The sequence below is a fragment of the Paraburkholderia ribeironis genome (genome assembly GCF_900019265.1).
Taxonomy (GTDB): domain Bacteria; phylum Pseudomonadota; class Gammaproteobacteria; order Burkholderiales; family Burkholderiaceae; genus Paraburkholderia; species Paraburkholderia ribeironis.
The window spans coordinates 977-15,085 of sequence record NZ_CYGX02000025.1 but is presented as its reverse complement, the minus strand read 5'-3'; the positions used below and the strand labels follow the sequence as shown (position 1 = coordinate 15,085).

The window sequence follows — 14,109 nt, the reverse complement described above, 5'->3', positions numbered from 1 at the left end:
CGTTCACGTTCCCGCTCGCATGGCCGGCCATGCGCCGCAAACCGGCAGGGCGCCTGGGGGCGCGTCGCGCGAGCGGCCGGGCCATCCGGCCGCCGCCTTCGCCGATCACCCGCCGATCACCCCACCGAATGCCCGACCATATCCCTCGGCTTGACCCATTCGTCGAACTGTTGCTCCGTGACATAGCCGAGCGCGAGCGCCGCCGCCTTCAGCGTCGTGCCTTCCTTGTGCGCCTTCTTCGCGATCTGCGCGGCCTTGTCGTAGCCGATGTGCGGGTTGAGCGCGGTCACCAGCATCAACGATTCGTTCAGCAAAGTATCGATGCGCTCGCGATTCGGCTCGATGCCCACCGCGCAGTTGTCGTTGAAGCTGCGCGCGCCGTCGGCGAGCAGCCGCACCGATTGCAGCACGTTGTGCGCAATCATCGGGCGGAACACGTTCAGCTCGAAGTTGCCGCTCGCGCCGCCAATGTTCACCGCGACGTCATTGCCGAACACCTGTGCGCATAGCATGGTCAGCGCTTCGGACTGGGTCGGATTGACCTTGCCCGGCATGATCGAACTGCCCGGTTCGTTCTCCGGAATCGACAGTTCCCCGAGGCCGCAACGCGGGCCGCTAGCGAGCCAGCGAATGTCGTTGGCGATCTTGTTCAGGCTCGCCGCCACGGTCTTCAACGCGCCATGCGCGAACACCAGCGCGTCGGCCGCGGCCATCACTTCGAACTTGTTCGGCGCCGACACGAACGGCAGCCCGGTCAGCTTGCCGATCGCCGCCGCCACCTTGTCCGCGAACTGCGGATGCGCGTTCAGACCCGTGCCGACTGCGGTGCCGCCCTGCGCGAGTTCGTACAGATGCGGCAGCGCCGCTTCCACGTGCTGGATGCCGTGCTCGAGTTGCGCGACGTAAGCCGAAAACTCCTGGCCAAGCGTGAGCGGCGTGGCGTCCTGCAGATGCGTGCGGCCAATCTTGACGATGTCGGCAAACGCGCGTGCCTTGCCGTCGAGCGTGTCGCGCAGTGTCTTCAACGATGGCAGAAGATGCTTGACGATCGCCTGCGCGGCGGCCACATGCATCGCCGTGGGAAACACGTCGTTCGACGACTGGCCGCGATTCACGTCGTCGTTCGGATGCACCTTGCGCGCCTCGCCTCGCTCGCCGCCGAGCAGCTCACTCGCGCGATTCGCGATCACCTCGTTGAGGTTCATGTTGGTTTGCGTGCCGGAGCCGGTCTGCCAGACGGCAAGCGGAAACTCCCTGGGATGCTTGCCGGCGATGATCTCATCGGCCGCCTGCATGATCGCGCGGGCCTTGCTGTCGTCGAGCACGCCGAGACCCAGGTTGACCTCGGCAGCGGCGCGCTTGATGACGGCCAGCGCGTTGATCAGCTCGGGCGACTGCTTTTCAGTCGAAATGCGGAAATTCTGCAGCGAGCGCTCTGTTTGTGCGCCCCATAGACGAGCGTTCGGCACGGCGATCTCGCCGAACGTGTCACGCTCCATTCGTATGTCTTCGGTCATGGTCCACTCCGCTGGTCAAAGTTCTGCGTTGACGGGCAATAGGGAGAATAGACCCGTTAGCGCGTTCCGGTACAAACCCGCCTGCGGGTCGAAAATGTATTGGCGCGGCACCCCGTTCTCGACGTCGTTCCACACCAGCGGCGAAAGCGGCGCGCCGATCGAGCGCAGATAGGGGAGCTGGGCGTCGTCGGCGAGGGTGACGCGATAGCTTTCCTCGGGCGACGTGGCGTGTTCGAAGATCCGCGCCACCTGGGCCGCGAGCGGCGGACTATGGATCACCAGCGCCAGTTCGGTGTTCAGATGGGCCGAGCGCGGATCGAGATTCATCGAGCCGATCACCAGAATCTGGCGGTCGATCACATAGGTCTTCGCATGCAGGCTGGCGCGCGAACTCGAGCCGGCCACGTCCGGATTCGGCGTGTTCTGGACTGGCTTGAATTCGTACAACTCGACGCCTTGCCGCAACAACGGCACGCGATACGGAGCGTAGCCCGCCTGCACGGCGACCGCATCGGTCGCGGCAAGCGAATTGGTCAGCACGGCGATGCGCACGCTGCGGTGCGTCAACTCGCCGGCCGCCTTCACGCCCGCATCATGCGGGACGAGGTAGGGCGACACGATCAGGAAGTCGTGGCGCGCGTCGCGCATCAGTTCGACGAGCCGCTGCATTGGCGGGCTGACGTAGTCCGGTGAAGGATGTTCGATCTTCTCCGGCAGGTCGGCCTTGAATTCGGCAGGCGCCCAGGTCAGGCCGAGTTGCTCGCTGGCGATCTGTGCAGCGAGCGGTGTGGCGTTCAGCGGCTTCGCGTTGTACGGATCGGCGTTGGCGCGCCAATGTGCGCGCAACTCGTCGCGCGTCTGGTCGAGTTCCTTCGGGTCGAATTTCTGCTTGTTCAGGACTCGCAACGGATAGGCGATGCTGCTGTTCCAGTAGTCGTCGAAACTGGCCGAGATGTCGGCGGTAATCGGGCCGGCGGCCAGCACGTCGAGATCGCGGAATTGCAGCGTTTCGCTCGCGCTGAAATATTCGTCGCCGAGATTGCGGCCACCGACGATTGCCAGCTGGTTGTCCGCGATCATCGCCTTGTTATGCATGCGGCGCGTGAAGTGGTCGATCTGCGTGAACAGATTCGTGGCGCGTTCGAACATGCTTTGCTGCGCGCTGCCGAACGGATTGAAGACGCGAATCTCGATGTTGTCGTGCGAGTCCAGGCCCGCCATCATGCGATCGATGTCCTTGAAGTTCAGATCGTCGACCAGCATGCGCACTCGCACGCCGTGATCGGCTGCGTACAGCGCGGCGCCGAGCAGCAGTTTGCCGGTGGTGTCCTCGTTGGCGATGTAGTACTGCATGTCGAGGGTCCGGGTCGCGGCGCGCGCAAGCGCGATGCGCATCTGCAGCGCATCGGTGCCGTTCGCCAGCACACGGAACCCCGACTGGTTCGGATGCGCGGCTTCAAGCGGCGCGAGCGCGGTACGCAGCGGGGTGGTTTGCGTAGCGGGCAATGCATGCGTAAGCTGCCGGTCGAATGCGATGGCTGGTGGTTTGGTGACGCAGGCGGTCAGGAATGCCGTGACGCAGCACAGCACGAAAAAATGTCTCGCTGTCCCCCAGGAGAACTTCTCGCGGAACGTCCCCCAAGGGGGCTTCCTTCCGGGGGGGCCGCAAGGGGGCTTCCTGCGGGGCGCCCCCCAAGGGGGCTTCCTTCGGGGCGTGTTGAATGTACGCTGGCGGCGCAGTGCGCTTTGTTCGTTTTCGTCATGCCCCGGCACGCTGTCTTCCCCTTATTCACAGGCTTCTCGCGGCGCAGCGCAGTAGGCTTGCTTACGCTGTCGTGCAATCCATTTTAGGCTTCGGGAGCCGCGCTCGCCGGTCGCGATGCTTGCGTGGCCCAATACGGGTTGCCGTGGAATCCACCACCTTTCCAACCCGGAGCCGAGTCGGCGCGAACTTGCAGCGTCATATACTGGCGGCTCGGTGACAGCGCACGCTATTGGGATTCCGAATAATTCAATGGCCCTCGGATATGCCGGAGACAAACAACCTCGTCAACAGGATGTGGAGACAACTAAGCGCATGCTGGACGCTCCCGGACGCGGATGCTGCTGCCCGATCGCGTCTGCTCAACTGGCAATTGCGAGCCCTGTTCCTGATCGTGCCGATTTTCGGCGTTACCAACAGCCTGTCGGTGGCGGGACTGGTGTTGCTGCTCTGGCCCGCGCTGCCACTGCGCGGCACGGCCATCTGGTGCTTCATATACTTCGTCTGCCAGGCCGGCTGGGCCGGCCACGCATTGCGGCGCATCGACCGGCGCAGCGCGTTTCGCAAGAACGGTTACACGACACACGACCTTTGGGGTTCCGCATTCTGGTGTGCCCTTACCGCCATTTGCTGGGTAACCGGGCTGTATCTGAGTGCGCCGCTTGCCTACAGCGGAGAGGATCGCATCCTGCTGCTGTCGTTCGTGCCAGGGCTCATCGCCGCGGGCGTGCTGGCCAGTATTACCGTCCCGCTCATATCCGCCGTCTGGCTGGGCGTGATGATCCCATCCTCGTGTTTAATCGCACTGGGAGTTGACTATATAAACCGCGGCCTGATGATCGCCTTTGTGATCCTGTACGGCGTCATGCTGACGTCCGCGTTTCTGCTCATTTCCCGGATGTTTGTCGAGCGCATCGCAGCCGAGCTGGCGACCGAGCATGAGCGTCAGGTCACCGAGCTGCTGGCCGTCGACCTCAGGCGTCAAAAGGAGATTGCTGAAGAACTGGCCATCGACCTGCGACGCCAAAAGGAGATCGCCGAAGACGCCAGCCGCGCCAAATCCAGTTTTCTGGCCGCAGCCAGTCATGATCTGCGCCAGCCTGTTCATGCGCTGAGCCTGTTTGTCGGCGCGCTGCGCGACATGCCGATGTCGCCGGAAGTCGAGCACCTCGTGGGGCAGATCGATGCATCCACCAACGCCATGGACGGCTTGTTCACGGCCCTGCTGGATATCTCGAAGCTCGATGCGGGAGTCGTGGAAGTGCATCGCCGTCCGTTTGCGATTGGCGCCGTTCTGGCTCGCGCCTGCCGCGACCACGCAGGTGAAGCCTCAGCCAAGGGAGTCGCGCTTTCATGTGTTCCGTGCAGCGCAATCGTCGACTCCGATCCGATCCTGGTCGAGCGCGTGATACGCAACCTGGTCTCCAATGCGGTGCGCTACACCGATCGCGGACGGATCGTCGTCGGCTGCCGGCGCAGAGGTTCACATGTTGCGGTACAGATCTGGGACACCGGGCGCGGTATTCCACCCGATCAGCATGAGCGCGTGTTCCAGGAGTATCACCAGCTCGGCAATCCTGAACGCGATCGTACAAAGGGGCTGGGTCTCGGCCTCGCGATCGTGCGCCGGGTGACCGACCTGCTGGCATGCAGGGTCACGCTGCGCTCGGAGCCTGGGCGAGGATCGTGCTTCGAGGTTGCGATCGAGCGGTCCCAGCGCGAGCCGGGTGCGCCGGAGGCATCCGCCGATGAGGTCAACCGTATCGCGGCAGCGGGACTTGTCGTGGTCGTCGATGACGAACAGGCCATCCGTGCCGGGATGTCGAGCCTGCTGACCGGCTGGGGCTACGAGGTCGTCGCGGCCGCTTCTGCAGACGAGGCCATCCAGCTTCTCGCGACGCACGAGGTGCGGCCCGATCTGCTGATTTGCGATTTCCGTCTGCGCAATGGCGAGAACGGCATCGAGGCAATCGAAAAGCTGCGCGCGGAATACAACGAAGCGATTCCGGCGATGCTGATCACCGGCGATACGGCCGCTGGGCGTCTGGTGGAGGCATATCAGGCAAGTGGGCTGGTGCTTCTGCACAAGCCGGTTCCCAATGGCCGTTTGAGGGCGGCTATGACGCATCTGATTGGGGCGCGTGATGGCGATTCTGCGGGGGCGCAGGAGGCTGCGGGGGATTGCGAATCGGCGGTGGGATGAGGAGGCGGGTGGTGCCCGCTTCGATCGCGAGTGCGCGGCAGACGGATGGTACAGGTGCCTGGCGGCATGTCGCGCGAGCGAGTCCGCCCGCGCGCATTCGACGAATTCGCCGCAGCGTTGCTCACACCGTTCATACCGACCGCGCGGGCGGTGCGACAGGCGCAGCCGGTACGCGTCGCGAGCTCAGCTTATGAAAGCGCAGCGTCATCAGCATCGCCACGCTCGCGAGGCCAGCCGCGAGTCCCCACCACAAACCGCGTGCGCCAAGCCCGAAGTGAAACGCCAGCGTATAGCCGGTCGGAAAACCGATCACCCAGTAACCGAAGGCCGCGGCGAACATCGGTATGCGGGTGTCCTTCAGGCCGCGCAGGCAGCCGGAACCGACTGTCTGCATGCCGTCGACGATCTGGAAGATCGCCGCCACGCCGAGCAGCGAGCTTGCCAGCGCGACCGTCGCCGCGTTGGCGGGGTCGTCGAGATGCAGATAGAGGCCAACGATCCAGTGCGGCGCGGCGATCAGCACGATGCCCGACATGCTCATGAAGCCGACGCCCAGCGCCAGCGCGACGAAGCCCGCGTGCCGCGCGGCCAGCGGCTGCCCGGCGCCGGCCCAGAAGCCGACCCTGACGTTGGCCGCCTGGCCGATCGCGAGCGGCACCATGAAGGCCACCGACGCGACGTTCAGCGCGATCTGGTGCGCGGCTAGTTGCGATTCGCCGAGCAGTCCGACCATCAGCCCGGTGGCGAGGAAGAGCGTCGACTCGACGCCGTAGGTGATCGCGACCGGCCAGCCGATGCCGAACAGTTCGCTCATCAACGGCAATTTCGGCCGCGTCGCGACGACGAAATGGCGATAGCGCGGGCGCAGATGCAGCAGCGCCATCAGCACGAGCGCGGTCAGCCAGACGGTGATCGAGGTCGCAGCCGCTGAACCGAGAAAGCCGAGCCGCGGCAGCCCATACGCGCCGTGAATCAGTCCGTAGTTCAGAAACGCGTTGACGCCGACGCTCACGAGCGACACCCACAAGAGCCGCCGCGCCGCGCCGATTGCCGGCAGGAACGAGCGCATCAGGCCGACGCCGATCAGGCTGGCGGGCGCACCCCAGCGCAGCACCGCCGCGTATTGGCCGACATTGTGCGCGAGCAGCCCGGGTTCGCCGAACGCCAGCAGAATCCGCGACGCGAACGACAGCAGCACGAACGCCGGCAGCGACAGCAGCACCGCCAGCACGAGGCCGGTCCAGTAGATATGCGGCACGCGGCTGTCGTCCTGGGCGCCGCGCGCATGCGCCACGCTCACGCTGACGGACGTCAGCACCCCTTGCAGCAGCGTGACCACGACGAAAAACAGGTTCGCGCCGAGCCCGCCGGCGGCCAGCGCATCGGGGCCGAGCGAGCCGAGCAGGATCGTGTCGGTGACGCCCATCGCCATTTGCGACAGCTGCGCGATCGCGAGCGGCGCGGCGAGCCGTGCGGTATCGGCGGCGTGGCGGGACAGGGTCGGCGGCCTGGTAGCCGCCCGGGTCAGGCCGGATTGGGTCATGAAACGCTTGGGTTGCGGAAGTGGCGACAGCGTGACCGCGCTCGCGAGCGGCGCGCCTCGTGCGCCAGCGGCACGGTCGGCGCGGGCGGGTCGGCGAGCGGTGGCGAAGCCGGGCAGCGCGGTCGTGAGCCGGTCGTGTCGGCCGACGGTTTGTCTGTCTAAACCGACAGCTTATTGCCTCGACCGGGCGATGTCGATGGAGGAAGCACGATTTTGGTGCGCGCGGTCCTGCGGATTTCCGGAGGCCGGCATGGGAGCCGCGAGCGGCGCGGCGTCAGGCCTCGTGGACGGCGATCCGTGTGTCGCCCAGCAACACGACCTGGCCCGCGCGGATCTTGCAGGTTTTGCGCGTTTCCACCCGGCCATCGACGGTCACGGCGCCGTCCGCGACCATCATTTTTGCCGAGCCGCCGCTGTCCGCGAGGCCCATGATCTTCAGGAGATTGTGCAGTTCGACGTAGTCGCCGCTGAGCGTGAAATCAAGGTTAGGCATGGCGTTCGCACCTTCAGGCAAAGGGTTCGCATCATACGGCAGAAGCTTGCCCCGGATGAAGCTCGCAGTGTGCGCGTAGTTCGCGCAAGCGATTGCAGCGGGAAGACCGCGCGAGGCAAGCGGAAAAGACCATGCCGACGCTCCGTCCGCGCATTGCGCCAGTCAGCACGCGTGCATCACCGCGCGCATCACCAGAAGCACGCTCAAAAAAGGGTCGCTTGTCGGGAATGGTTGTATGGATATACAGTATGCGTCGCCAACCTGAATCCATCCAACGCCCGATCTCCCTGATTTCACCGTGCTCTCCGTCGCCGAATCTCCGCCGCCGTTCGATACCTCCGCCTGGCTGGCGAAACTCAACGACGCGCAACGCGAAGCCGTCGAATACGGCGCCGACACGCCGAACGCGCCCGCCGGCGCACTGCTGGTCATCGCGGGCGCCGGTTCGGGCAAGACCAACACGCTCGCACATCGCGTCGCCAATCTGGTCGTCAAGGGCGCCGACCCGCGCCGCATCCTGCTGCTGACCTTTTCGCGCCGCGCCGCGCTCGAAATGACGCGCCGCGTCACGCGCATCGCCGGCGCGGCGCTTGGGGCGCGTGCGTCGCTCGCGCAAGGGCTCAGCTGGTCGGGCACCTTCCACAGCGTCGGCGCGCGGCTGCTGCGCGAGTACGCCGATCTGATCGGCCTCGCGCCGGCCTTCACGATCAACGACCGCGAAGACTCCGCCGACCTGATGAACCTCGTTCGTCATGAACTCGGCCTGTCCGCGAAAGAGCGGCGCTTTCCGGCCAAGAGCACCTGCTTTGCCATTTACTCGCGCGTCGTGAACACCGGAGCGTCGCTAACCCACGTGCTCGATAACGCGTTCCCGTGGTGCCGCGAATGGGAGGCCGATCTGCGCATGCTGTTCGCCGCGTATGTCGACGCGAAACAGAAGCAGAGCGTGCTCGACTACGACGATCTGTTGCTCTACTGGTCGCATATGGCCGCCGAGCCGGCCATCGCAGCCGATCTGTCGGCGCGCTTCGATCACGTGCTGGTCGACGAGTACCAGGACACCAACCGTCTGCAGGCGTCGATCCTGCTCGCGCTGAAGCCGGACGGTCGCGGCCTGACCGTGGTCGGCGACGACGCGCAGTCGATCTACTCGTTTCGCGGCGCCACCGTGCGCAACATCCTCGATTTCCCCGCGCAGTTCGATCCGCCCGCCAAACAGGTCACGCTGGAGCGCAATTACCGCTCGAGCGCGCCGATCCTGGCCGCGTCGAACGCGGTGATCGAACTGGCCAGCGAGCGCTACACGAAGAATCTGTGGACCGACAGGGCGTCGGCGCAGCGTCCGCGCCTCGTCACCGTCGCCGATGAAGCCGATCAGGCGCGCTACATCGTCGAGCAGGTGCTCGAAGCGCGCGAGCAGGGGCTCAAGCTCCAGTCGCAGGCGGTGCTGTTTCGCGCCGCTCATCACAGCGCCGCGCTGGAGATCGAACTGACGCGGCGCAACATTCCGTTCGTCAAATTCGGCGGCTTGAAATTTCTCGATTCGGTGCATGTGAAGGACGTGCTGGCGGTGCTGCGCTGGGCGGAGAATCCGCGCGACCGGGTCGCCGGCTTCCGCGTCGTGCAACTGCTGCCGGGCGTCGGGCCGGCCACCGCGGCGAAGGTGCTCGACGAGATCGCTGCGCGCGCTGGCGCCGGCAATCCGGTCGATACCGCCGCCGGCGCACTGGCCGCGTTCGCCGCGCCTGCGCGCGCGCAGGAAGACTGGCAGCCGTTCGTCAGGCTGATGTCGAGCGTGTATGGACGGCAGACGCCGTGGCCTGCCGAGTTCGAAATGGTGCGGCGCTGGTATGAGCCGCATCTCGAACGCAATCACGAGGACGCCGCGATCCGTCACGCGGACGTGCTGCAAATGGAGAGCATCGCGGGCACGTATGCGTCGCGCGAGCGCTTTCTGACCGAGCTGACGCTCGATCCGCCCGACGCCACCAGCGACGAGTCCGGTGTGCCGCTGATCGACGAGGACTATCTGATCCTGTCCACGATCCATTCGGCGAAGGGGCAGGAGTGGCGCAACGTGTTCGTGCTGAACGGTGTCGACGGCTGCATTCCGTCCGATCTCGGCACCGGCAGCGAAGACGAAATCGACGAGGAACGGCGCCTGTTATACGTGGCGATGACGCGAGCGAAGGAAGACCTGCATATCGTCGTGCCGCAGCGTTTCTACGTGCACAACCAGACGCATATGGGCGATCGACACGTGTGGGCGTCGCGCACGCGCTTCATCCCCGCGCATCTGATGCCCTTGTTCGACGCCTATGCGTGGCCGCGCCTGCCGGTGCCGAGCGCGCCCACGGCCGCGGGGCTCGCCGCGGCTGCGCAGGCGAAGATCGAGATCGGAGCAAGGCTCAGGAAGATGTGGGACTGAGCGCGCGGCGCCGCGCGTTCGGGTGCGGCACAAGCGCGGCACGAGAGTGGCACAAGCGCGGCACGAGAGCGGCACAAGCGCGGCACAAGCGTGGTTCAAGCGCGTGGCAGCCGCGGTGGCTGGATTCGCTGTGGCTGGTCGCCACGCCGGCCGGTTGGCCGGTTGCCGGCGACAGAAGACGCCTAGCGCGACTGCCGTTGCTGTTGCTGCGGCACCGGACGCGGCGGCACGAAGAAATTGCGCAGCCATGCCGCCAAGCGTGAAAACACGTCATACGGCTCTTCGACGAATATCTCCGGCTTCAGCAGGCGCAGGAATTCCATGATCTGCTGCGCTTCCTGTTTCTGGAACGAGCCGTGCGAAATGCCCAGACGCAAAAGCCCGCGCAGCTCGCCGAGCTTCTCGCGCGCCGCGCTGCCCACGCTCGATTCACATGCCACCTTGGCCTCATAGACCCGCTGGCGCAGCGATTCCGCCAGCCGCCATGCGGGCGTCTGCATGACTTCCTCGAGCGCCTGGATGTCTTGTACCGCGCTCTTGATCTGCGCGGCGAGCGGATCGATCAGCGTGGCATCGCCTTCCGCTTCCTTGACGATCGCCGCTGCCCAGTCGCGGCATTGCTTGGCGAGTTCTTCCGGCGTCCATTCGGAACGGGCCGCGAAGCCGAAGCCGAACTCGCCCGCCTGCCGCATCAGAATCGCGACGACGTCCGGAAATTCCTTGTCCAGCGTGCGTTTGGCCCATGCGTACTGACCACCTTGCAGCATCCGTTGAACCGCGTGTTCGGTCAGCGGCACCATGTTGTCGAGCAGCTTGGCGCGCAAAAAGTCCTCAAATGACGGTGTCGCGAACTGCGGATCGAGCTTTAGCGAGACCCGCAGAAAAGCGTCGAAATCCTTGCGCAGCGACGCAATGGTCTCGTCCTTGAGTTTGAGGGTGATTTGACCCATGTGTTATCCCGTTTGGTCCTGCCGCGCGGCCTCGTCACGTCATCCCGGCCGCATGCGGAGCCTGGGCGACGCGATGCCAGATGGCGACGCGGTTGATTGCTGCCGTTGCCGCGTAACCAGCGGGACCAATCCCGATGCGCGGACCTCGACTTCATATCGGCGGATTCGGCGGAAACTTAAGGGCGTGCGGGCGCAGGACGGCCCGCTTTAGAGGGACGTGTCGCCCGGCTGGCGCTTGCAGAGCGCCGCGCGGACCGGACGACGGCTGCGCGCGCCTATTTGAGCACGACGCATTGCCAGACGAAAAACACCGTCAGGCCGACCGCGATGGTCAGAAGCGGCCGCCGCGTCAGCGCGCTGACGACGACCGCAGCCAGGGCGCCGACCAGCTGCGGATTGCGCCAGGTCAGCTCGGCGCTCGCGCCGTGCGGCGAAACCGCCATCGGCACGATGATCGCCGTCAGCACGGTGACCGGCACGAAACCGAGGGCGGTGCGCGCGAGCGGCGGGAACACCAGACGCTCGCCGAGCACGAAAACGGCGGCGCGGATCACCCATGTGATCACCGCCATGCCGAAGATCAGAACGACGTAGTTCATCGCGTGGCCTCCGCGGTTTCGCGGGCGCCGCGCAGGTTGGGACGCGCCGTCGACAGCAGCACGCCGATCGCCACGCCTGCGAACACCGCGCCGAGCAGACCGAGCTTGTACGGCCACGCCTGCCAGAAAAAGGCCAGCGTGCCCGCGGTGGCGGCTGCCGCGATGTAGCGCAGCGCGACCAGTTGCGGCACGACGATCGCAATGAAGGTGGCGACCATCGCAAAGTCGAGCCCGAGCGATTGCAGGCCTGGAAAGGCCGCGCCGAACAGCAGGCCGGCGACGGTCCAGAGCTGCCAGTTCAGATACATCGCGAGGCCGGCGCCGAAGAAATAGTGCGGACCGACCGTGCCGGGTTCGCGGTGGCGATAGTGCTCCCATGCGACCGCGAAGACTTCGTCGGTGAGCAGCGCGCCGAGCGCCCAGCGCCAGCGTGCCGGCAGATGCGCGACGTGTGGCGCGAGCGTGGCGCTGTACAGCACGTGACGCAAGTTGACGACCAGCGTGGTCGCCCAAATCACGGCGAAACTCGCGTGGCCGGCGATCAGACCGAGCGCGATGAATTGCGCGGAGCCGGCGAACACGACCAGCGACATCAACTGGCCGTGCCAGAGATGCAACGGGCCGGACGCGACCAGCGTGCCGAAAATGACGCCGAATGGCGCCGCGCCGACCATCATCGGGATGATGTCGCGGGCGCCGGCCGTGAATTCCTTCATGTGGCCCGTGTGGTTGAGTTGGGGTGGGGTGGAATGGGTCAATCTTGCCTCCTGGATTAGGGAAGCATAGCGGGGACTGGTGGGTGAGGCTTGTACGTTCTTGCGGCAGGGAGCAGAAGGCTGAGGCAGAAGGCAGAAGCCGGAAGCCGGAAGCCGGAAGCCGGAAGCCGGAAGCCGCAAACCGCAAACCGGAGGGCCGCACGCGAAACGCGCGGCCAGCCACATCCGCGCGCCCCGTCAGGCCCCTTGCCAGCGCCCGGGCGGCACCCCGAACATGCGGCGAAAATGACGCGTGAAATGGCTCTGGTCGGTGAAGCCGCTCGCCGCGGCGACCTCCGTCACCGAAACGCCGGCGCGTAGCGGCGCGAGCGCGCGTTGCAAACGCACCTGATTGCGCCACGCGTGCGGCGACAAGCCGGTGGTCTGGGTGAAGAGACGCGCCGCGTGAAACGGCGATAAACCCGCTGCCTGTGCAACCTCGGCAAGCGTAACGGGCTCGACCAGATCGCCTGTCAGACGCTCCTGCATGATGGCAACGCGAACGTCGTCGGTCGCGAGCCGCGTGGGCACCGATTGCGTCTGCGAGTAGCGGGCCAGCAACGTCGACAATGCGTCGAGCATCGCGGCTTCGGCGGCGAGCGCGTCGTCGCCCGCTTCCAGCAGTCGATGGGCGCGCGCAAGCCGCGTCGCCAGATCGGGATCGCGGATCACGCCTGGCGCAAACCACGGCAGCGCCTGCGGCCGGCCGCTGAGTTCATTGGCCAGTTCGCGGATGAAGTCCACCGGCGCATACATCACGCGATACCGCCAGCCCGCCTCGACCGCCTTCGAGCCCGTATGCACCTCGCCCGGATTGATGATCGGCACGCTGCCGGCCTCGGCGACATAGTCGGAACCGCGATACCGATAGCTCTCCACGCCCGCGACGATCACCGCAATCGTGTACGCATCGTGCCAATGCGGCGTGAACTCGTGATCGTGATATTCGGCTGTGAGCAGATCCCCGCCGGGCAGAAGCGGCGTGCGCCAGTAGCGCGCGCAATTGCGGAAACGTTGGACGGCGGTCATGGTGAAAATCCGGCAGGACCGGTCAGTGTAACGCGTCGTGAGTGCGGCGGCATGGGCGTCGTGTTTGCGCGGCGCGCTCGTTGTCGGGCGATGCTTACTTGACGGGGATCGTGGTGCCGGTCGGCATCGGCACGGCGCTTACGCTGTTCTTCGCGCTGCCGCTGACGACCCGGTCGCTGTAGGTGAGATACACCAGCGCGTTGCGCTTCGCGTCGACCACGCGCACCACATGCAGCGACTTGAAGATGAGCGACATGCTGACGGAGAACACGTCGGCCTGCTGCTTGACCGGGCCGGTGAAATGGATCGCACCGACCTGACGGCAGGCGATCGACGCCTCGGTCGGATCCTCGGCGAGGCCGAGCGTGCCCTTGACGCCGCCGGTGCGGGCGCGCGACACATAGCAGGTCACGCCTTGGACGACCGGATCGTCGTAGGCCTCGACGACTACGCGGTCAGAGCCGGTGATGTGGAAGTTGGTATTGACGCTGCCGACTTCTTCGCTGTGTGCCGAAGACAGCAGCAGTGCGGTGGCCACTGCCAGCGCGATGCGCGAGGAGATAAGTTTCATGGAGTGTCGGGATGGGCGCCTGGGTTGGGTGCCTGGGTTGGGCGTGAACGCGCGCCGGGAAATCGTCATCGTATAACGAGCGCGCCCGCGAAAGGGTCGGAGGCGTTGAACCACGTGGGGCGCGCAAGCGCTGCGGTTCAGCAAGCCGGCGCGGACAGCGGGCATCGGGAAACTGCCGCATCGACTAGCGCGATCGCGATCGTGCCCTCGCTAAAGAAAGGGTGTGCGATCGCGCCAAACCGCTCAGGCAAACGCTCAG

Annotated in this window: 11 protein-coding genes; 2 read left to right on the top strand and 9 right to left on the bottom strand. The window is 65.6% G+C overall.

Going from position 1 to position 14,109, the window contains the following annotated elements; translation table 11 throughout:
• Nucleotides 1-116 precede the first annotated feature (116 nt).
• Both fumC and BN2475_RS11855 read right to left on the bottom strand, forming a co-directional pair.
• Nucleotides 117-1,517, bottom strand: a complete 1,401-nt coding sequence (gene fumC / locus BN2475_RS11860) for a class II fumarate hydratase (RefSeq protein ID WP_094779716.1) — start codon at nucleotides 1,515-1,517, stop codon at nucleotides 117-119.
• Between the two features lie 15 nt (nucleotides 1,518-1,532).
• Entirely contained in the window at nucleotides 1,533-3,107 is a 1,575-nt protein-coding gene (locus BN2475_RS11855) for a phospholipase D family protein (protein ID WP_245841286.1), read from the bottom strand.
• 437 nt (nucleotides 3,108-3,544) lie between these two features.
• Between BN2475_RS11855 and BN2475_RS11850 the strand changes: the two genes are divergently transcribed.
• Nucleotides 3,545-5,482, top strand: coding sequence for an ATP-binding response regulator (locus tag BN2475_RS11850; RefSeq protein WP_245841285.1), 1,938 nt, complete (start codon nucleotides 3,545-3,547; stop codon nucleotides 5,480-5,482).
• Nucleotides 5,483-5,612: 130 nt separating this feature from the next.
• Here the strand turns inward: BN2475_RS11850 and BN2475_RS11845 are convergent, their stop codons facing one another.
• Together BN2475_RS11845 and BN2475_RS11840 are read right to left on the bottom strand one after the other, a co-directional pair.
• On the bottom strand, nucleotides 5,613-7,025 hold the full coding sequence (locus tag BN2475_RS11845) for an MATE family efflux transporter (protein ID WP_094779715.1): 1,413 nt from the start codon (nucleotides 7,023-7,025) through the stop codon (nucleotides 5,613-5,615).
• A 274-nt stretch (nucleotides 7,026-7,299) separates the two neighbouring features.
• The gene (locus BN2475_RS11840; RefSeq protein ID WP_094779714.1) at nucleotides 7,300-7,518 is read right to left on the bottom strand and encodes an RNA-binding S4 domain-containing protein; all 219 of its coding nucleotides are present in this window, start codon (nucleotides 7,516-7,518) and stop codon (nucleotides 7,300-7,302) included.
• 298 nt (nucleotides 7,519-7,816) lie between these two features.
• Between BN2475_RS11840 and BN2475_RS11835 the strand changes: the two genes are divergently transcribed.
• Nucleotides 7,817-9,946 carry an ATP-dependent helicase gene (locus BN2475_RS11835; RefSeq protein ID WP_094779713.1) on the top strand — a complete coding sequence of 710 codons (2,130 nt, stop codon included), beginning with the start codon at nucleotides 7,817-7,819 and terminating at the stop codon, nucleotides 9,944-9,946.
• Nucleotides 9,947-10,128: 182 nt separating this feature from the next.
• Here BN2475_RS11835 and BN2475_RS11830 read toward each other — a convergent pair whose 3' ends face one another.
• The 5 genes from BN2475_RS11830 to BN2475_RS11810 form a co-directional block, all read right to left on the bottom strand.
• A complete protein-coding gene (locus tag BN2475_RS11830) occupies nucleotides 10,129-10,896 on the bottom strand; it encodes a DUF4088 family protein (protein ID WP_094779712.1) in 768 nt (255 codons plus the stop codon).
• Nucleotides 10,897-11,171: 275 nt separating this feature from the next.
• On the bottom strand, nucleotides 11,172-11,495 hold the full coding sequence (locus BN2475_RS11825) for an AzlD domain-containing protein (RefSeq protein WP_094779711.1): 324 nt from the start codon (nucleotides 11,493-11,495) through the stop codon (nucleotides 11,172-11,174).
• Nucleotides 11,492-12,253: an AzlC family ABC transporter permease gene (locus tag BN2475_RS11820; RefSeq protein ID WP_425435528.1), complete on the bottom strand. Its 762-nt coding sequence runs from the start codon at nucleotides 12,251-12,253 to the stop codon at nucleotides 11,492-11,494. Before BN2475_RS11820 ends, BN2475_RS11825 begins: the two co-directional genes overlap by 4 nt.
• 195 nt (nucleotides 12,254-12,448) lie before the next feature.
• On the bottom strand, nucleotides 12,449-13,279 hold the full coding sequence (locus BN2475_RS11815; RefSeq protein ID WP_094779709.1) for a helix-turn-helix transcriptional regulator: 831 nt from the start codon (nucleotides 13,277-13,279) through the stop codon (nucleotides 12,449-12,451).
• Between the two features lie 94 nt (nucleotides 13,280-13,373).
• Nucleotides 13,374-13,850: a CreA family protein gene (locus BN2475_RS11810; protein ID WP_094779708.1), complete on the bottom strand. Its 477-nt coding sequence runs from the start codon at nucleotides 13,848-13,850 to the stop codon at nucleotides 13,374-13,376.
• Nucleotides 13,851-14,109 lie beyond the last annotated feature (259 nt).